This is a genomic window from Phenylobacterium sp. (assembly GCF_030697305.1).
In the GTDB taxonomy this organism is placed as follows: domain Bacteria; phylum Pseudomonadota; class Alphaproteobacteria; order Caulobacterales; family Caulobacteraceae; genus Phenylobacterium.
In genome coordinates this window covers 1-17,131 of the sequence record NZ_JAUYQL010000076.1, presented here as the reverse complement: position 1 = coordinate 17,131, position 17,131 = coordinate 1, and the positions used below count along the sequence as shown (strand labels likewise).

20 protein-coding genes are annotated in these 17,131 nt (G+C 67.5%); 5 read left to right on the top strand and 15 right to left on the bottom strand.

Features of this window, described 5'->3' with window-relative positions; all coding sequences use genetic code 11:
* Positions 1-522: Gfo/Idh/MocA family protein (locus Q8R27_RS08535; protein ID WP_305698614.1), on the bottom strand; the 522-nt coding region annotated here is incomplete at its 3' end.
* A 476-nt stretch (positions 523-998) separates the two neighbouring features.
* Here Q8R27_RS08535 and Q8R27_RS08530 point away from each other — a divergent pair.
* Positions 999-2,630 (top strand): glycosyltransferase family 39 protein, encoded by a 1,632-nt coding sequence (locus Q8R27_RS08530; protein WP_305698613.1) that lies wholly within the window; start codon positions 999-1,001, stop codon positions 2,628-2,630.
* Between the two features lie 4 nt (positions 2,631-2,634).
* On the opposite strand, the gene grxD is transcribed toward Q8R27_RS08530, so the two are convergent.
* From grxD to Q8R27_RS08515, 3 genes are all read right to left on the bottom strand, one after another.
* The gene (grxD, locus tag Q8R27_RS08525; RefSeq protein ID WP_305596864.1) at positions 2,635-2,976 is read right to left on the bottom strand and encodes a Grx4 family monothiol glutaredoxin; all 342 of its coding nucleotides are present in this window, start codon (positions 2,974-2,976) and stop codon (positions 2,635-2,637) included.
* Between the two features lie 68 nt (positions 2,977-3,044).
* Complete coding sequence (locus tag Q8R27_RS08520; RefSeq protein WP_305698612.1) at positions 3,045-3,926, bottom strand: aldo/keto reductase; 882 nt, start codon at positions 3,924-3,926, stop codon at positions 3,045-3,047.
* 13 nt (positions 3,927-3,939) lie between these two features.
* Positions 3,940-4,173: a BolA family transcriptional regulator gene (locus Q8R27_RS08515; protein WP_305698611.1), complete on the bottom strand. Its 234-nt coding sequence runs from the start codon at positions 4,171-4,173 to the stop codon at positions 3,940-3,942.
* 89 nt (positions 4,174-4,262) lie between these two features.
* On the opposite strand from Q8R27_RS08515, the gene Q8R27_RS08510 reads away from it, so the two are divergent.
* The gene (locus Q8R27_RS08510) at positions 4,263-4,742 is read left to right on the top strand and encodes a CinA family protein (protein ID WP_305698610.1); all 480 of its coding nucleotides are present in this window, start codon (positions 4,263-4,265) and stop codon (positions 4,740-4,742) included.
* A gap of 9 nt (positions 4,743-4,751) precedes the next feature.
* Here Q8R27_RS08510 and Q8R27_RS08505 read toward each other — a convergent pair whose 3' ends face one another.
* From Q8R27_RS08505 to purC, 6 genes are read right to left on the bottom strand one after another with little or no spacing between them, the layout of a single operon-like run.
* A complete protein-coding gene (locus Q8R27_RS08505) occupies positions 4,752-5,159 on the bottom strand; it encodes a VOC family protein (protein WP_305698609.1) in 408 nt (135 codons plus the stop codon).
* Between the two features lie 5 nt (positions 5,160-5,164).
* On the bottom strand, positions 5,165-7,363 hold the full coding sequence (gene purL, locus Q8R27_RS08500) for a phosphoribosylformylglycinamidine synthase subunit PurL (RefSeq protein ID WP_305698608.1): 2,199 nt from the start codon (positions 7,361-7,363) through the stop codon (positions 5,165-5,167).
* Between the two features lie 58 nt (positions 7,364-7,421).
* Positions 7,422-8,084, bottom strand: coding sequence for a phosphoribosylformylglycinamidine synthase subunit PurQ (purQ, locus tag Q8R27_RS08495; RefSeq protein WP_305698607.1), 663 nt, complete (start codon positions 8,082-8,084; stop codon positions 7,422-7,424).
* Positions 8,085-8,115: 31 nt separating this feature from the next.
* Entirely contained in the window at positions 8,116-8,520 is a 405-nt protein-coding gene (locus Q8R27_RS08490) for a hypothetical protein (protein ID WP_305698606.1), read from the bottom strand.
* Positions 8,517-8,756, bottom strand: coding sequence for a phosphoribosylformylglycinamidine synthase subunit PurS (purS, locus tag Q8R27_RS08485; RefSeq protein WP_305698605.1), 240 nt, complete (start codon positions 8,754-8,756; stop codon positions 8,517-8,519). The genes Q8R27_RS08490 and purS overlap by 4 nt, the downstream gene beginning before the upstream one ends.
* A gap of 1 nt (position 8,757) precedes the next feature.
* On the bottom strand, positions 8,758-9,513 hold the full coding sequence (gene purC / locus Q8R27_RS08480; protein ID WP_305596270.1) for a phosphoribosylaminoimidazolesuccinocarboxamide synthase: 756 nt from the start codon (positions 9,511-9,513) through the stop codon (positions 8,758-8,760).
* Positions 9,514-9,742: 229 nt separating this feature from the next.
* Between purC and Q8R27_RS08475 the strand changes: the two genes are divergently transcribed.
* Positions 9,743-10,066, top strand: coding sequence for a DUF1476 domain-containing protein (locus Q8R27_RS08475; RefSeq protein ID WP_305596268.1), 324 nt, complete (start codon positions 9,743-9,745; stop codon positions 10,064-10,066).
* 25 nt (positions 10,067-10,091) lie between these two features.
* Here Q8R27_RS08475 and purB read toward each other — a convergent pair whose 3' ends face one another.
* Positions 10,092-11,399: an adenylosuccinate lyase gene (purB, locus tag Q8R27_RS08470; protein WP_305698604.1), complete on the bottom strand. Its 1,308-nt coding sequence runs from the start codon at positions 11,397-11,399 to the stop codon at positions 10,092-10,094.
* Positions 11,400-11,545: 146 nt separating this feature from the next.
* On the opposite strand from purB, the gene Q8R27_RS08465 reads away from it, so the two are divergent.
* The gene (locus Q8R27_RS08465) at positions 11,546-12,181 is read left to right on the top strand and encodes a glutathione S-transferase family protein (protein WP_305698603.1); all 636 of its coding nucleotides are present in this window, start codon (positions 11,546-11,548) and stop codon (positions 12,179-12,181) included.
* An 18-nt stretch (positions 12,182-12,199) separates the two neighbouring features.
* Here the strand turns inward: Q8R27_RS08465 and Q8R27_RS08460 are convergent, their stop codons facing one another.
* Positions 12,200-12,985 (bottom strand): 3-hydroxybutyrate dehydrogenase, encoded by a 786-nt coding sequence (locus tag Q8R27_RS08460; RefSeq protein WP_305698602.1) that lies wholly within the window; start codon positions 12,983-12,985, stop codon positions 12,200-12,202.
* A gap of 176 nt (positions 12,986-13,161) precedes the next feature.
* On the opposite strand from Q8R27_RS08460, the gene Q8R27_RS08455 reads away from it, so the two are divergent.
* Positions 13,162-13,899, top strand: coding sequence for an FkbM family methyltransferase (locus Q8R27_RS08455; RefSeq protein WP_305698601.1), 738 nt, complete (start codon positions 13,162-13,164; stop codon positions 13,897-13,899).
* Positions 13,900-13,902: 3 nt separating this feature from the next.
* Here the strand turns inward: Q8R27_RS08455 and radC are convergent, their stop codons facing one another.
* From radC to Q8R27_RS08440, 3 genes are all read right to left on the bottom strand, one after another.
* Positions 13,903-14,655 carry a DNA repair protein RadC gene (gene radC / locus Q8R27_RS08450; RefSeq protein WP_305698600.1) on the bottom strand — a complete coding sequence of 251 codons (753 nt, stop codon included), beginning with the start codon at positions 14,653-14,655 and terminating at the stop codon, positions 13,903-13,905.
* Positions 14,656-14,718: 63 nt separating this feature from the next.
* Positions 14,719-15,543, bottom strand: coding sequence for a type I methionyl aminopeptidase (gene map, locus Q8R27_RS08445; protein ID WP_305698599.1), 825 nt, complete (start codon positions 15,541-15,543; stop codon positions 14,719-14,721).
* 129 nt (positions 15,544-15,672) lie between these two features.
* Entirely contained in the window at positions 15,673-16,971 is a 1,299-nt protein-coding gene (locus Q8R27_RS08440) for an O-acetylhomoserine aminocarboxypropyltransferase/cysteine synthase family protein (RefSeq protein ID WP_305698598.1), read from the bottom strand.
* Positions 16,972-17,131 lie beyond the last annotated feature (160 nt).

The following is a 17,131-nucleotide window of genomic DNA, read 5'->3' as shown; positions in this document are numbered from 1 at the left end:
GGAGAGGGGATGGGGCAGGATCTCGCCCAGCACTTCGGTCTGTCGCGCCACCGGGCCGCCTTCGGCTCCCGCGGAGCATATGTCCAGGTCGATACGCCTGAGGGCGCCCAGCGCCGGCAAACGCCGGATCGCGCGGCTGAGGGCCGGCTGGAAGGCGTATTGGTGGACGGGGCAGATCTGCACGCCAGCGGCGAGCGCGGCCTGCGCCAGCTGTTTGGCCTCGTCGCGGGTCTCGACCACCGGTTTCTCGATCAGAGCATGCACGCCCGCGCCGATCAGTTCGAGCGCGATGGGCAGGTGTGTCGCCGCGGGCGTGCAGACGTGGGCAGCCACGATGCCGCCCGCCGACAACATGGCCTCGGTGGTGGGATAGGTGAGCGCGCCGGGAGCGTTTCGGGCCAGCGCCGTGGCGGCTGTGGCGTCCGGATCGACGACCGCGACGATCCTGGCGCCCAGGCTGCGCGCCGTGGCCAGGTGCCAGCGGCCCATCAGGCCAGCCCCGATGATAGCGACATCGAGCATTTCAGGCGCGCAGGCCAGGCCCGAGCCGCGGGCAGGCGGGTCGGCTCGACATCGGCTCGAGGGTCATCTGGTCCATTCCGCGCGAGAACGGCCGGCGGCGCAAGGCCCCGGCGCAGCTGTCAGGCTGCAACGAGCATGCCATGATCGAAGTTCGTGCGCCCGGCCGCATTGCGCGCCGGCGGCATCGGTCGGCTAGAGCGGCATCGGCCGGTAAAAGGCCACCGGACCGGCGACGAAGACGGCGAAACCCACACTCAATAGCAGAGCGCTGACCATGCCGTTTCCCTTCCTGGCCTTTTGGGGGAGCAGCCCCCTGACCCGGTGAAGTCTGCGGCGTGAAAGCCTAACCTGCGGTTACTTTGCTCTAAGCGAGGCGCGCCCAAGCTTTCGCGTGCAAAGCGCCAGGGCGATGATTATGGGATTGGCGATCGGCAGGGCGGCCGTCTCCGGCCGGGGTTCAAGGACGCAAACACGCGTTGGTCGATACATTGAACGCTGATCGCTCCGCCCGACCCACCCAGACCGTCAACCGACTGGAGGCGGCCGGTTGGCTGATCGTCGCCGTGGGCGCGCTGCTGCAAATCGGCCACTTCGTCGGCGGGCGTGCGTTCTGGCTGGACGAGGCGATGATCGCCCTCAACATCCGCCACCTCAGCCCGACCGAGCTTATGGGGCGCCTCGAGTACGATCAGGTCGCGCCGATCGGCTGGTTGCAGCTTGAGAAGCTCGCCTCCTACCTGCCGTTTCGCAGCGAATATGCCCTGCGCCTGCCATCTCTGGTCGCGGGACTGGGCGGCCTGGTGTTGTTCCGCGCCCTCGCGCGGCGGGTGCTGGGTCCATGGGCGGCGCTAGCGGCGCTCGCCCTGTTCGCGCTGTCACGTCCGCTGTTGCGCTATGCGGCCGAGGTGAAGCCCTACGAGGTGGATCTGTTCTTCGCTGTGGCGCTATTGCTGCTGGGCGTGATCCTTCTGGCTAGGGCCGGACGCAGCTGGGGCTGGCTCGTGGCGCTGGCGCTGACCGGCCTGGTCGCCGTCACCCTGTCGCTCGCTTCGGTGTTCGTACTCGCGGGCGTCGGCGGCGTGCTGTTCGCCCATCGCGTGATCGCCAGGCGCGGCGTCGAGGCCTTGGCCCTGGGGGTGGTTGGCGCGCTTTGGTTGGCGGCGTTCGGGGTGTTGATGATCGGGTTCTACGCGCCGCAGACCGCCGACACTGTGGTGACCACCGGGGGCGCACACGACTTCTTCGTCCGCAAAGTCTATGCGCCATTTCCGCCGACCTCGATCGGCGATCTCAAGTGGTACGCGACCTGGCCGCGCGAAACGCTGCAGTTCCTGTTCGGCCGCGACTCACGCTTTGCGGTGGGCCTGGCGATCTTCGCGGGCGTCTGCCTGCTGGCGCGCCGCTCGCCCTGGATTGCGGCGATGGGGTGGTCTGGCCTCGCCGCGGGCTTCCTGGCCTCTGCGCTGCAGCTCTATCCGCTGTACGACCGCCTGACGCTGTTCATGCTCCCGACGCTCGTGCTGACCGCGGGCGCCGGGCTCGACTGGCTGGTGGAGCGCTCGCGCCCGCATCGCGGTCCGCTATTGCTGTTGCTGGCGCTGATGCTGGCCAGCAGCCTGACCGAGATCGCCAAGGGCTTCGCGCTCAATCCGCCGTACTCGATCGGCGATCTGCGTCCGGCTCTGGCCGAGGTCGCGAGCGAGCGAGGCCCGGCCGACCGCCTGTATGTGCCGAACGGCGCGATCCCCGCCTTCCTCGCCTATCGTCAGGCGGCAGGACTGGCGGACATGGACTGGACGGCCGCCCCCATCGACAGCCAGGACTGGCGTTGCGTTGCGCCGATGCTGCCTGCGGCTATGCCGGGCGGCTCGGTCTGGATGCTCACCTACATGCTCTATGAGCCGGGCGCGCCTTTCGCAGACGCTGGGACAATCGGGGGAGGGACGCCGCCACGCGGTCTGCAGGGAGACGGCACCGCGGTCTACAAGCTGGCTCCGCGCGTCCCCGGCTTGGGCGCGCAAGCCTATCCGGTGAAGATCTGCGGGGCGCCGAGGCAAGACCCGCCGAGCTTCTACCCCTCGCCGCGCCTCATCGCCCGCACCCGCTGAAGTGTTAGTGCAGCAGGCCTTGTTCGGCGAACAGCGACTTCAGTTCGCCGGACTCGAACATCTCGCGCACGATGTCGGAGCCGCCGACGAACTCACCCTTGACGTAGAGCTGCGGGATCGTCGGCCAGTCCGAGAACGACTTCACGCCGCTGCGCAGGGCGTCGTCCTGCAGCACGTCGACGCCGACGAAGTCGACCCCCAGGTGATCGAGGATCTGCACCACGATGGCCGAGAAGCCGCAGCGCGGCTGTTCCGGCACACCCTTCATGAACACCACGACCGGGTTCTCCGCGACGGCGGCGGCCAGGAAATCGTGGATCGGATTGGCGACGGCGACGTCGGTCATGGGCGTTTCTTTCAAAAGCGCGGTCACATGAGAGCTAGGGAGCGCGCAGCCTCAGGTCAAGGTGACGATCAGGCGCGCTTCTTCTGCCGCTCGCGTTCTGTACTAAAGCGCGCCATCTCGATCTGGGCGCTGAGGCCGGTCGGCGGATCGCGCTCGGCGACATTGGCCAATTTCTCGATCATCTCGGCGTGGGCGATCTGGCACTGGACGGTGGCCAGCGACGGCTCGGTCAGCACATAGGCCAGGCACAACTCCTCGGCGGTCCAGCCGCGGGTGTCGTGGAGGAAGGCGTAGGTGCCGGTGCCGTTCAGTGGGTTCTTGTGGGTGGCTTTGCCGACTCCCGCGCCGTTCGCCTGCAGCATCTCTAGGGGCGCGGGGTCGTAGGCGATGATGACCATGTTGGCGTCTGCGGCCTCCCGCAGGCGGCGACGCTCAGTCCACCCTGAGACCAGGTTGAACGGGGTGGCGAGGACGTCGAACGGTTCGGCCCCGATGCAGGACGCGGCGATGTCGTCGTCGCCGCTGACGCCGATCTTCAGTGCGATGGCCGCGGCGCGCACCTCAGCCAAGAGTTCGCGCCCATCCTGGGTCAGGCTCGCGATCGCGGCGGAATCCAGCATGAGTACATCGAAATAGGCCGCGCCTGTGCGGCTCAGCGCGCCTCGCAGGAGCTCCGACAGGCGCGCGGCGTTCATTGGCGCCCGATGGTCGCCCCGCACGCGCAGGATGACGAACAGCAGCCGGCGCTCGACCGCCTGCAGGGCCGCGCCCAGGCCCTCCTCGATCGCCTCGCAACCGGCGGGCGCGTCGAAGCAGTTGACCCCGTTTTCCATGGCCGAGAAGATCATGCTGCGCCATTGGGCGGCGCTGTTGACGCCCGGCGTCTCGGTCAGGAGCAGGCTGACTGCGGAGACCGCCTTGCCGGAATCGCCGAAGTGACGGTAGCGCATCGCCAGGCTCGTCCTAGTCTCGCGCCACGGTTTCAAGCGCCAGCGCATGCAGCTCCCCGCCCACCTTGCCCTTCAGGGCGCCGTAGACGAGTTGGTGCTGCTTGATCCGGTTCAGGCCGCTGAACGCCGCCGAAGTGATTCGCGCACGGTAATGGTCGCCGTCGCCGGCTAGATCCTCCACATGAATCTCCGCGTCCGGGAACGCCTCACGCAAGGCGTCCTCAAGCTCCGCCATCGGCATCGGCATGGGATAGCTCCACTCCACCCTCGGTCATGCGCTAGAAACCTTAACGGCGTCATAGCGTCGCAGAATCGCCGGCGACCGGAGATTGCAATATGGAAGAGCTTACGCGCTTGGCGCAGGTCGTGGGAGAGCAGTTGAAAGCCCGCGGCGAAACCGTTTCGGTCGCCGAATCCTCTGCGGGCGGGCTGATCGCCGCGGCCTTGCTGTCGGTGGCTGGCGCTTCGGCCTATTTCCTCGGCGGCGCGGTGGTCTACACGGCCAAGGCGCGGATGGTGCTGATGGACCTGCCGCGCGAAGCGGTGGTCGGCATGCGGTCGGCCAGCGAGCCCTATGCGCTGCTGCTGGCGCGGACGTCGAGAGAGCGATTCGGATCCACCTGGGGTCTGTCGGAGACAGGGGCGGCCGGGCCCACCGGCAACCCCTATGGCGACGCCGCGGGCCACACCTGCATCGCATTGAGCGGTCCGGCGGAACTGGCCGTCACCCTGGAGACCGGCGTCGACGACCGCGAGGCCAACATGCGGGCCTTCGCCGCCGCCGCGCTCAGGCTGCTGGAACAGGCGACGCGTTAGAGGATCGCCCTAAGCCCGCACGGCGATCTCGTCGTAGCCGCGGTTGAGGAACTGGATCAGGCAGATTCCGTGGCCGAAGGGGTCGGCGAGGGTGACGATCGCGCCCCATGCCTCGGTGCGAACCTCGGTCTCCGGTCGGGCTCCCGCGGCCACGGCGCGAGCCAATGCCGCCTCGATGTCGTCGACGACGACATCCAGATGCACCGGGCACCAATGGCGCGTGTAGTCGCGCGGTTGGTCAGCCGCGCCGATCGAGCCGACAGGCTTTTCGAGCAGATAGACAGGTGATGGCCAGCCGAAGAGTTCAACGCCACTGGTTCCGAACCGGCGGTTCGGCGTCAGGCCGAAGGCCTCCACGTAGAAGCGCTCGGCGGCGGCCGCGTCCGGTACGTCGATATTGACGAGCAGTGCGCCCATCGCGCTCACCCCATGTAGGCCGGCATCCAATGCTCCCACGCCCGGCGAAGTTCGGGGAGCGGGATGTCGAACATCCCGTTGGCGCGGAGCGATGCGCCGCTCGCCTCGCCGATCACCGTGGCGGGTACGCCGGCCGCGGCGGCGGCGCGCAGGATCGCATCGGGCTGGGCCGCGGCCAGCACGTAGCGGCCTTGGTCCTCGCCGAACAAGGCGGCGTGGGCGGGCAGACCATCCGGCAACAGCAGGCTGACGCCGACGTCGGACGCGAGCGCCAGATCGGCCGCGGCGGAAATCAACCCACCGTCGGAAAGGTCATGTACGACAGTGACTTGGCCGGAGACAATGAGGCTGCGGACCAGATCGCCGGCTCGTCGTTCGCCGGCCAGATCGACCGGTGGCGGCGCGCCGTCCTCACGCCCCAGCAGTTCGCGCAGATAGAGGCTCGCCCCCAGTTCGCCCCGCGTCTCGCCCAGCAGCACAAGGGCGTCGCCAGCCTTCAGGCTCGCAAAATCCGCTCGGCGCGCGTAGTCGGCGATCAGGCCCACCGCGCCCACCGTCGGCGTCGGCGGAATGGCCGCCCCGTTGGTCTCGTTGTAGAGCGACACGTTCCCGCTCACGACCGGGAAGTCCAGCGCGCGGCAGGCCTCGGCCATGCCCTCGATGGCGCGTACGATCTGGCCCATGATCTCGGGCCGTTCCGGATTGCCGAAGTTCAGGTTGTCGGTGATGGCGATGGGGTCGGCGCCGACCGCCGTCAGGTTGCGCCAGGCCTCGGCGACGGCCTGCTTTCCGCCCTCGTAGGGATCGTTCTGCACATAGCGCGGGGTGCAGTCGGAGGTGACCGCCAGCGCCTTGCGGGTGCCATGCACGCGCACGATGCCCGCGTCCGCCCCGGTGGCGGAATCTTCCAGGGTGTCAGCCATCACGTGGCGGTCGTACTGCTCCCAGAGCCAGCGCTTGGAGGCCATGTCGGGCGATCCCAGCAAGGTCAGGATCGCCTGACCGTAGTCGGCCGGCGCAGGCACCTCGGAGGGCGACAGCCTGGGCTGTAGGGTCGGCGCGACCCACGGCCGATCGTACAGCGGCGCGTCGTCCGACAGCGGCGCGAGGGGTAGGTCGCAGACGATTTCACCTTTGTGTTTCAAGACGATATGGCCGGTGTCTGTGGTGAAGCCGATCGTTGCGGCGTCCAGGCCCCACTTCTGGAAGATACGCTGTCCGTCGGCTTCGCGGCCGGGCTTGAGGATCGCCAGCATGCGTTCCTGGCTCTCCGACAGCATCATCTCATAGGCGCTCATGCCCGCCTCGCGCTGCGGCACCTGGTCGAGGTCGAGTTCGATGCCGACGCCGCCCTTGCCGGCCATCTCGACGGAGGACGAGGTGAGGCCGGCCGCGCCCATGTCCTGGATGGCGGCCACCGCGCCCGACGCCATCAGCTCCAGCGTCGCCTCGATCAGCAGCTTTTCGGCGAACGGGTCGCCGACCTGGACCGTGGGGCGCTTCTCATCGGAGGCGTCGTCGAACTCGGCCGAGGCCATGGTCGCCCCGTGGATGCCGTCGCGGCCGGTCTTTGATCCGAAATAGACCACCGGCAGTCCGGCGGACGGCGCGGCCGAGTAGAAGATCTTGTCTGCATCGGCCAGGCCCACGCACATGGCGTTGACCAGGATGTTGCCGTCGTAGCCGCGGTGAAAATTGGTCTCGCCGGCGACGGTTGGCACGCCGACGCAGTTGCCGTAGCCGCCGATGCCGGCCACCACGCCCGCCACCAGCCGCTTGGTCTTTGGGTGACTGGGATCGCCGAATCGCAGCGCGTTCAGCAGGGCCACGGGCCGCGCGCCCATGGTGAAGACGTCGCGCATGATGCCGCCGACGCCGGTCGCGGCGCCCTGGTAGGGCTCGATGTAGGAGGGGTGGTTGTGGCTCTCCATCTTGAAGATGCAGGCCTGGCCGTCGCCGATGTCCACCACGCCGGCGTTCTCGCCCGGTCCCTGAATCACCCGTGGCCCGCTGGTCGGGAACTTGCCCAGGTGCTTGCGGCTGGATTTGTAGGAGCAGTGCTCGCTCCACATCACCGAGAACACGCCCAACTCGACGGCGTTGGGTTCTCGGTTCAGCCGCTGGATGATGAGGTCGAATTCCTCGGGCTTCAGCCCGTACTCGGCCGCCGTCTCGGCGAGGGTCTTGGCAGGTTGCGCGCTCATGGCGGGCGTTCTAGCCGGACTCGTGGACGGGCGCGATAGGCCGCCCGGCTCCTGCGTCTCAGGCGCTGGCAAGCGCGCTCTGGAACAGCAGGGCGCCGTCGGCGCTGCCGAGTTCCGCCTCGAAGGCGCGGTCGGGGTGCGGCATCAGGCCCAGGACGTTGCCGCGCGCGTTGACCACGCCGGCGATGTCGCGGGCCGAGCCGTTGGGGTTGTCCAGATAGCGGAACGCCACTTGGCCCTCGCCCTCCAGTCGGTCGAGTGTGGCGTCGTCGGCGAAGAAGTTGCCCTCGCCGTTGCCCACCGTCATGCGCACCTCGCGCCGTCCGGCGTAGCCGGCGGTGAAGCGGGTCTGGGCGTTGGCGACGGCGAGATCGACGCTTTTGCAGACATACTTCAGCCGTTCGTTGCGCAGCAGCGCGCCCGGCAGAAGCCCGGCCTCGCAGAGGATCTGGAAGCCGTTGCAGATGCCGACCACCGCGACGCCGCGCTCGGCCGCGGCCTTGACGTCGCTCATCACCGGCGAGAGCGCGGCCATCGCCCCGCAGCGCAGGTAGTCGCCGTAGGAGAAGCCGCCCGGCAGCACGACCAGATCGACGCCTTGGGGCAGGGCGCTGTCGCCGTGCCACACCATGTCGACGTGCGCGCCCGTGGAGCGCTCGATGGCGACTTTGCAGTCCCGGTCGCAGTTGGATCCGGGGAAGACGACGACGGCGGCTTTCATGGGCGGGCTTCTATCAGGATTTGAGCGGACGTCAGCGGTTCTGTGCGGGCGCGGCCACGCGGCCGATGATCTCCAGATAGGTGATCAACTCGTCATAGCCTTTGCGCTGTCCGTAGGGGCAGCCGGTGTTCTTCATGTCCAGCTTGCCGCCAACCCGCTCGGGCTGCTGCATGACGATCGCCGGGTGTCCGGGCGCGGCCTTCTGGGTGACGAAGAACGAGGCATGGCCGTCGGTCGCGTTATAGACGTCGTAGGGTTCGCCCGGCGTCGCCGGCGCCTTCACCAGGTCCGGGTCGGCGGCGATCCGTGCGCTCAGCACCGCGAACCCCTTGTCGCAGTCGAGGACGAAGGCCGGCCGGGTGGACGGGGTCTGCGGCGGCGACCCGCAGGCGCCCAGCGCCAGCGCCGCCAATGCGGACAGGCCGGCTCGGCTCACGCCACCTCGACCCGGTAGCCCTCGATCACCGTGTTGGCGAGCAGCTTCTCGCACATCGCCTTGACCTCGGCCTCGGCGGCTGTCGCGTCTGCCGACTTCAGGTCGAATTCGATGGTGCGGCCGACGCGCACGTCGGCCACGTCCCCCCAGCCCAGGCCATGCAGCGCGTGCTCGACGGCCTTGCCCTGAACGTCGAGGACGCCGGGCTTGAGGAACACCTGAACCTTGGCGCGCATGCTAGTGCAGGCCCCCTTGGATCACCGTCGGCATCTCCTTCATGATCCCGAGACGCCGCGCCACTTCGGTGTAGCTCTCGATCACGTCGCCCAGGTCGCGGCGGAAGCGGTCCTTGTCGAGCTTCTCGTTGGTGGTCGAATCCCACAGCCGGCAGGAATCCGGGCTGATCTCGTCGGCCAGGATCACCCGGGCGAAATCATTCTCCCAGATGCGGCCGTACTCGATCTTGAAGTCCACGAGCGTGATTCCGACAGCGCCAAACATGCCAGTGAGGAAGTCGTTCACCCGAAGGGTGAGCGCCATCATGTCGTCGATCTCCTGGGTCGAGGCCCAGTTGAACGCGGTGATGTGCTCTTCCGAGACCATTGGGTCCGAGAGCTTGTCGTCCTTCAGGTAGAACTCGATGATCGAGCGGGGCAGGGCCTGGCCTTCCGGCAGGCCGAAGCGCTTTGACAGGCTGCCGGCGGCGACGTTGCGGCACACCACCTCGAGCGGGATGATCTCCACTTCGCGGATCAATTGCTCGCGCAGGTTCAGGCGTTTGATGAAGTGGTTCTGCACGCCGATGGCGTTCAACCGCGTCATGATCGATTCGCTGATGCGGTTGTTGATGACGCCCTTGCCCTCCAGGACAGCCTTTTTCTGGCCGTCGAAAGCGGTGGCGTCGTCCTTGAAATACTGGATCAGAGTGCCGGGCTCAGGACCCTCGTACAGGATCTTGGCCTTGCCCTCGTAGATCTTCTTGCGGCGGGTCATTCAGCGCCTTCTCCGAGGGCGAGGGCTGACCGAGGCTCGGAAAATGAAAACGCGCGCGTTCGAAAGTCTTCGCGCGCGCGGCTCCGAGTCGGCCTCTCGCTCCATTTGAGGCGTGAGCGAAATTAGCGGATGCGGCGGTGCGGCGCAAACGGCGCGGCGGCGCGTTTCCGTTGCGACCTGCCTCGCCGCAGGATATGCAACGCCGACCTTAGCGCAGACCGGGTATCACATGACCACCTTCGACGATCGGGAACAGGGCTTCGAGAGAAAGTTCGCGCTCGATCAGGAGCAGGAATTTAAGGCCGGCGTGCGCCGCAACCGCATGCTCGGCGCATGGGCGGCTGGCCTCATGGGCCTCGAAGGCCAGCACATCGAGGACTATTCGAAGGCCGTGGTGAAGTCCGACTTCGAACTGCCCGGCGACGAGGATGTCCTGCGCAAGGTGTTCGAGGATCTCAAGGGGTCCGGCGTCCAGGTCACCGAAGGCGACGTGCGGATGAAGATGGCCGAACTGCTGGCCCAGGCCCGCGAACAGGTCCGCACCGCCGGCTGAGGCTGGCGCGGGATGCGGGAGGGGCTTAACCCCGCCCGAACACCCGATCGAAGATCACGTCGACATTCTTGAAGTGGTAGCCGAGGTCGAACAGGTCGCCCAGTTCGGCGTCGGTCAGGTGCGGGCGCACGTCCGGATCGGCCTTCAGCAGTTCTATGAACTCGCCCTCGCCGCGCCATACCTTCATCGCGTTGCGCTGAACGGCGGTGTAGGCGGTCTCACGCGCCTGGTCCTTCTGGGTCAGCGCCAGCAGCACCCGTTGCGAATGAACCAATCCGCCTAAGCGGTTGAGGTTCTTCAGCATGTTCTCAGGATAGATCACCAGACGCTCGACCACCCCGGCCAGCCGGCGAAGCGCGAAGTCCAGATGGATCGTGGCGTCCGGCGCGATGGCGCGCTCGACCGAGGAGTGGCTGATGTCGCGTTCGTGCCAGAGCGCGACGTTCTCCATCGCCGGCGTCACCGCCGAACGCACGAGGCGTGCGAGACCCGTAAGATTCTCGGTAAGGATCGGGTTGCGCTTGTGCGGCATGGCGCTGGAGCCCTTCTGGCCCGGATCGAACGGCTCCTCCGCCTCCAGCACCTCGGTGCGCTGCAGGTGGCGGATCTCCACCGCCAGGCGCTCGACCGAGCTCGCCACCACGCCCAGAGCGGCGAAATAGGCCGCGTGGCGGTCGCGGGGGATCACCTGGGTGGAGACCGGCTCCACCGCCAAGCCCATCTTTTCGGCCACGTGCGCCTCGACCAACGGGGAGACGTTGGCGAAGGTGCCGACGGCGCCGGAGATCGCGCAGGTGGCGATCTCGAATTTCGCCATCGCCAAGCGCTCCTTAGCGCGCTGGAATTCGGCATAGTGGCCGGCGAGCTTCAGTCCGAACGTCGTCGGCTCGGCGTGAATCGCGTGGCTGCGGCCCACCGTCGGCGTCAGCTTGTGCTCGAAAGCGCGGCGCTTCAGCGCCGTCAGCACCAGATCGACGTCCTCGATCAGCAGGTCGGTGGCGCGCGACAGCTGCACGGCCAGAGCCGTGTCGTTCACGTCGGACGAGGTCATGCCCTGGTGGAGGAAACGCGCCTCAGGGCCAACCAGCTCGGTCACGTGGGTCAGGAAGGCGATGACGTCGTGCTTCACCTCGCGCTCGATGGCGTCGATGCGTTCGACGTCGAAGATCACGTCGCGGCCCTTTTCCCAGATGGCCTGGGCGGCGAGCTTCGGGATCACGCCCAACTCGGCCATCGCGTCGGCGGCGTGGGCCTCGATCTCGAACATGATGCGGAACCGGGTCTGGGGCGACCAGATGTCGGCGGCTTCCTTGCGGGCGTACCTGGGGATCATGCGCGCTTTGCACGCCACGCAGGCGACCCTGTCAAGCCGCCGGAGGCCTGACCGGCGTGGAACCGCCCGTCGGCTCGCCGCTTCTTGCCGCACAAGCCGGGCGGGACTAATCCGCGCTGAAGTCAAACCCACAGGAAGGTCACGCCATGGAACTGGTGATCGGTACGAAGCGGTGGTCGACCTGGACGCTGCGCCCCTGGCTGGTGCTCAAGCGCACGGGCGAGCCGTTCACCGAGACGCTGATCCAGCTTCGCCAGCAGGACGGCGCGACCGAAGCCGCCATCCGCCCGCATTCCCCGAGCGGCCTGATCCCGTTGCTGAAGGACGGCGACGTGGCGATCTGGGATTCTCTGGCGATCTGCGAGTACCTGGCCGAGCGGTTCCCGCAGGCGAAACTGTGGCCCGCCGACCCCGCCGCCCGCGCGCTGGGCCGCGCCGCGGCGGCAGAGATGCACTCCGGCTTCGCCTCCCTTCGCGGCGAATGCCCAATGGCCCTTGAAGACCAGCCCAAGTCCGTCGAGATCTCCGATCTTACCCAGGCCAACGTGCGGCGGATCGTGCGTTTGTGGAACGACCTGCTGACCCGGTTCGGCGGCCCGTACCTGCTGGGCGAATGGTCGATCGCCGACGCCTATTACACGCCGGTGGCGACGCGCTTTCGGACCTATTCGATCCACCCCAGCGACTACGGCGATGCGGGCGCGGCCGGAGCCTATGCCGAGCGCCTGCTGGAACAGCCGGATTTCCTAGAGTGGGAGCGCGCTGCGCAGGCGGGCGTCTAAGGGCGTGCCGGAGGCGACCTAAGCCGCCGTCCAGCCGCCGTCCATGGACAGGTTGGCGCCGGTGATCTGCTTGGCGGCCTCCGAGCACAGGAACACCACCAGCGCGGCCACTTCCTCGGGCTTGACGAATTCGTGGGTCGGCTGGGCGGTCAGCAGGACGTCGTTGATCACCTGATCGCGGGTCAGGTTGCGGGCCTTCATAGTGTCGGGAATCTGCTTCTCGACCAACGGCGTCCAGACATAGCCCGGGCTGATCAGGTTGACGGTCACCCCGTGCGTCGCGACCTCCAGAGCCACGGTCTTGGTCAGACCCGCGACGCCATGTTTGGCGGTGACGTAGGCGGCCTTGAACGGCGAGGCGACCAGGGAGTGGGCGCTGCCGGTGGAGATGATCCGCCCCCAGCCGCGCTGCTTCATGCCGGGCACGGCGGCTCGCATCGCATGGAAGGCGGCCGACATGTTGATCGCGATGATCGCGTCCCACTTGTCGATCGGGAACTCCTCGACCGGTGACACGAACTGGATGCCGGCGTTGTTCACCAGGATGTCCAGACTCCCCAGTTCGCGCTCGGCCTGGGCGATCATCGCGGCGATCTCGGCGGGTTTGGTCATGTCGGCGGCGGCATAGATCGCCTTGACGCCGAAGTCGGCGGCGATGCCGGCGCGCTCCTTCTCGATATCAGCTGGGTCGCCCAGTCCGTTGATGGCGACGTCGCAACCCTCTGCGGCGAGCGCACGCGCGATGGCGAGGCCGATTCCACTGGTGGAACCGGTGATGAGAGCGGTCTTCGATTTGAGGGTCATGGCAGTTCCTTTACGCCGGTCATGTTGCAAGTCGATGGCGAGCGCATTGCGGACGCCCGATTCTCGCGCGCCGCCTGACCCTTTGGCAGTCCGGTTTCATCGATGGGTTGGGTCTTCGCACCTTGCCTCGGGCGTGTGCTAGCTTTGCCATTGATCGAGCAGCCAGGGAGGGCGCGATGAAGGCGGTTCGCGCGAATCTGATGGCGCTGTCGGCGCTGATGAAGGTCGCCCGTTCGGTGACGTTCTCGCAGTACGGCGAGGATCTGCTGCTCGCCCACAGCCTGTCTCCGGGACGATCGGGCCGCTATGTCGACGCCGGCGCCTATCACGCGTGGCGCGGTTCCAACACCTACAAGCTCTACCTTCGTGGCTGGTCGGGCTTGACCATCGAGCCCAACCCCGACGCGGCCCTGCTGTTTCGCCGCATGCGGCCGCGCGACATCCATGTGACCGAAGGGATCGCGTCCGCCTCGTCGCAGATGACCTATTACCGGTTTGAAGACGGTAAGCGGAATACCTTCTCTCCAGACCAGGTCCAGGCGGCGAGGCGCGAAACCCAGCTGCGCGAGCCTCTCAACGTCCCCGTCCGGCCGTTGCAGGCGATCATCGACGAGCATTTCCCCGATGGCCGCATCGACCTGCTGTCGGTGGACTGCGAAGGCTTCGACTTGGTGGTTCTGGAGACCCTGGACTTCGGCCGCTCGCGTCCCACCGCCATCATCATCGAGGACTTCGAGGCGTTCAATAATCTGAAGACCGGCGCCGGCGACAGTCCCATTGAAGCGCACCTGCGCTCACGCAGCTACGCGCCCATCGGCCAAGCGATGTTCTCCACCCTCTACGTCGATCTGATGGCCCTGGCCGAACGCCGCCACGGCGCGTTCGACCTGGCCTCGGTTCAGATGGGCGTCTAGCGCCTACAGCAGCCCCAGCGACTTGAAACTCGCCACACCGTCGCGGCCGACCACCAGGTGGTCGTGGACAGCGATGCGCAGCACCCTGGCCGCGTCCGCCACCTGCCGCGTCATGTCCACGTCGGCGCTGGATGGCGAGGGATCGCCGGAGGGATGGTTGTGCACCAGGATCAGGGCGCTGGCCGACAACTCCAGTGCGCGGCGCGCCACCTCGCGCGGATAGACCGGCGCGTGGTCGACGGTGCCGCGGCCCAACACTTCGTCGGCGATCAGCTGGTTCTTCTTGTCGAGGAACAACACGCGGAACTGTTCACGCGTCTCGTGCGCCAGCGCGGTGCGCACATAGGCCAGCAACGCGGTCCATGAGGAGATCACCCGGCGCTTGCCGATCGCCTCGCGCGTCTGTCGCAACGCCGCCTCGTGCAGCAGCTTGATGTCCAAAGCGACGGCGTCGCCCACGCCGCTCACCGTCTTCAGCTCATCGATCGTCGCGCCCAGCACGCCGGAAAAGCCGCCAAACCGCGCGAGCAAGGCCTTGGCGAGCGGCTTCACGTCGCCCCTGGCGACGCTGCGGAACAGGAAGGCCTCCAGCAGTTCGTAGTCGGGCAGGGCGGCGAGACCGCCCGCCCGCGCCCGCTCACGCAAACGCTCGCGGTGGCCCAGGTGGTGCGGCGCGGGCTTGGTCGCTCGCGGAGCCCAAAGCTCCGGCTGCAGGCCGGGGCTTTCGGCGAATGCGGATGGGTTCTGACGCTCCATGAGCGTCAATGTTCACCAGATGTTCTGACTTGGCAAGCCTGTCGAAAACCTGAGACGGCGGCCTCAGGCGCTCTCGACGGGGGGCCGGAACTGGCCGGTCGGCGAGACGGTGAACACTTCGTAGCCGGTCTCGGTGACAGCCACGGAATGCTCGCACTGGGCCGACAGCGACTTGTCGCGCGTCACCGCCGTCCAGCCGTCGGACAGCAGCTTCACCGGATGCTTGCCCAGGTTCACCATCGGCTCGATGGTGAAGAACATGCCCGGCCGCAGCAGTTCGCCCATGCCCTTGTGGCCGAAGTGCAGGATGTTCGGGGCGTCGTGGAACACGCGCCCCAGCCCGTGGCCGCAGAAGTCGCGCACCACCGAACAGCGCATCGACTCCACATAGCTCTGGATGGCGTGGCCGATGTCGCCAGTGCGCGCGCCGGGCTTCACCTCGGCGAGCCCGCGTTCCAGGCCTTCGTAGGTCACGTCGATCAGACGCTTGGCGCGCGGCGATACCGGGCCCACGCCGTACATGCGCGAAGTATCGCCGTGCCAGCCGTCGACGATGACGGTCACGTCGATATTGACGATGTCGCCTTCGCGCAGCGTCCGCTCGCCAGGGATGCCGTGGCAGACCACATGGTTCGGCGAGATGCACACGGTCTTGGCGTAGCCTCGATAGAACAGGCACGCTGGGATCGCCCCGTGATCGAGGATGAACTCACGCGCCAGTCGGTCCAGGTGGTCGGTGACCACCCCCGGCACGACGTGGGGGGTCAGCATGTCCAGGCATTCCGCCGCCAGCCTGCCGGCGCGGCGCATGCCCTCGAAGCCCTCGGGACCGTGGATCTTGATCTGACCCGTGCGGTGCTCGGTCTCGATGACGTCGGTGATGGACATGCCTGAACTCCAGATCGGGCGCAGCGCCTGGGGCCGCGCCAAGCAACTTATGTCGCAATCCTAGCACATAAGTTCAACGCCGACGTCTGATGGGCGGCATCCTCACACAGTCAACGCACGACACGGCCGTCAGCCCAGCGCCGCGCTCAGCGCCTGCTCAAGATCGGCGATGATGTCGTCGATGTGCTCGATGCCGACCGACAGCCGCACATAGCCGGGTGACACACCGGTGGCGGCCTGTTCGTCGGGCGTCAGCTGCGAGTGGGTGGTCGAGGCCGGATGGATCGCCAAGCTGCGCGCGTCGCCGATATTGGCCACGTGGTAGAAGAGCTGCAGCGCGTCGATGAACCGCCGGCCCGTCTCCACGCCGCCTTCCAACTCGAAGCCCACCAGACCGCCATAGCCGCCCTTGAGGTAGGTGTCGGCCCGCGTGCGCGCCGTCCCCGTCTGCTGCGAGGGGTGGATCACCCGGCTGACGCCCTTGCGCTTGGCCAGATAGTCGGTGACCGCCTGGGCGTTGGCGCAGTGCCGCTCGATGCGCAGGGCCACCGTCTCCACGCCCTGGATGATCTGGAAGGCGTTGAATGGCGACATCGCCGCGCCCAAGTCGCGCAGCGCCACCACGCGGGCGCGCAGGATGTAGGCGATCGGCCCGAGCGGCTTGGCGGCCTGGCTCCACACCGCGCCATGGTAGGACCTGTCCGGGGTGTTCAGCAGCGGCTGGCGCTCGCCGGCCGCCTCCCAGTCGAAATTGCCGCCGTCGACGATCAGGCCGCCGATCGAGGTGCCGTGCCCGCCCAGGTACTTCGTGGCCGAATAGACGATGATCGCCGCGCCGTGGTCGAACGGCCGGCAGAGCAGGGGGGCGGCGGTGTTGTCCATGATCAGCGGCACGCCGAAGGCGCGCCCGATGGCCGCCACCTCGGCGATGGGGAACACCTGCAGCTTCGGGTTCGGCAGGGTCTCTGCGTAGTAGGCGCGCGTACGATCGTCGGTCGCGCGGCGGAAGCTCTCGGGGTCCGCCGGGTCGACGAACCGCACCTCTATCCCCTGGTCGCGCAGGGTGTTGGCGAACAGGTTCCAGGTGCCGCCGTAGAGGTCGGTGGAACTGACGATGTTGTCTCCGGCGCGCGCCAGGTTCTGCACCGAATAGGCCGAGGCCGCCTGTCCGGACGCCACCGCCAGGGCCGCGGCGCCGCCCTCCAGCGCGGCGATGCGCTTCTCGAGCACGTCGGTCGTCGGGTTCATGATCCGCGTGTAGACGTTGCCCAGCTCCTGCAAGGCGAACAGCGCCGAGGCGTGCTCGGTGTCGCGGAACTGGTAGGATGTGGTCTGGTGGATCGGCACGGCGACCGAGCCGGTCGAGGGATCGGCGCGCCAGCCGGCGTGAACGGCGAGCGTCTCGGGACGAAGCGGGGTCGCTGACATGGTGACTTCCCTGATGGATGGGCGCTGGCGGCCCGCGCAGCGCAAGTAGCGCGCGCGACGCCTACGCCGTCAACGGCCCAACTTTGGAGGAGAGTCGGAGGCGGGGCCTGCGCCATGAGGTCGGGCCTCGTGGCCCCGTGCGCAGCCGCTCTAACGCCGC

What these genes read in the sequence shown, in the direction of transcription:
- grxD (WP_305596864.1), bottom strand. Translation starts at nt 2,976, where the DNA reads ATGACCGACGTCGCCGTCGCCAATCCGATCCACGATTTCCTGGCCGCC.
- Q8R27_RS08520 (WP_305698612.1), bottom strand. Translation starts at nt 3,926, where the DNA reads ATGCGCTACCGTCACTTCGGCGATTCCGGCAAGGCGGTCTCCGCAGTC.
- Q8R27_RS08515 (WP_305698611.1), bottom strand. Translation starts at nt 4,173, where the DNA reads ATGCCGATGCCGATGGCGGAGCTTGAGGACGCCTTGCGTGAGGCGTTC.
- Q8R27_RS08510 (WP_305698610.1), top strand. Translation starts at nt 4,263, where the DNA reads ATGGAAGAGCTTACGCGCTTGGCGCAGGTCGTGGGAGAGCAGTTGAAA.
- Q8R27_RS08505 (WP_305698609.1), bottom strand. Translation starts at nt 5,159, where the DNA reads ATGGGCGCACTGCTCGTCAATATCGACGTACCGGACGCGGCCGCCGCC.
- purL (WP_305698608.1), bottom strand. Translation starts at nt 7,363, where the DNA reads ATGAGCGCGCAACCTGCCAAGACCCTCGCCGAGACGGCGGCCGAGTAC.
- purQ (WP_305698607.1), bottom strand. Translation starts at nt 8,084, where the DNA reads ATGAAAGCCGCCGTCGTCGTCTTCCCCGGATCCAACTGCGACCGGGAC.
- purS (WP_305698605.1), bottom strand. Translation starts at nt 8,756, where the DNA reads ATGCGCGCCAAGGTTCAGGTGTTCCTCAAGCCCGGCGTCCTCGACGTT.
- purC (WP_305596270.1), bottom strand. Translation starts at nt 9,513, where the DNA reads ATGACCCGCCGCAAGAAGATCTACGAGGGCAAGGCCAAGATCCTGTAC.
- Q8R27_RS08475 (WP_305596268.1), top strand. Translation starts at nt 9,743, where the DNA reads ATGACCACCTTCGACGATCGGGAACAGGGCTTCGAGAGAAAGTTCGCG.
- purB (WP_305698604.1), bottom strand. Translation starts at nt 11,399, where the DNA reads ATGATCCCCAGGTACGCCCGCAAGGAAGCCGCCGACATCTGGTCGCCC.
- Q8R27_RS08465 (WP_305698603.1), top strand. Translation starts at nt 11,546, where the DNA reads ATGGAACTGGTGATCGGTACGAAGCGGTGGTCGACCTGGACGCTGCGC.
- Q8R27_RS08460 (WP_305698602.1), bottom strand. Translation starts at nt 12,985, where the DNA reads ATGACCCTCAAATCGAAGACCGCTCTCATCACCGGTTCCACCAGTGGA.
- Q8R27_RS08455 (WP_305698601.1), top strand. Translation starts at nt 13,162, where the DNA reads ATGAAGGCGGTTCGCGCGAATCTGATGGCGCTGTCGGCGCTGATGAAG.
- radC (WP_305698600.1), bottom strand. Translation starts at nt 14,655, where the DNA reads ATGGAGCGTCAGAACCCATCCGCATTCGCCGAAAGCCCCGGCCTGCAG.
- map (WP_305698599.1), bottom strand. Translation starts at nt 15,543, where the DNA reads ATGTCCATCACCGACGTCATCGAGACCGAGCACCGCACGGGTCAGATC.
- Q8R27_RS08440 (WP_305698598.1), bottom strand. Translation starts at nt 16,971, where the DNA reads ATGTCAGCGACCCCGCTTCGTCCCGAGACGCTCGCCGTTCACGCCGGC.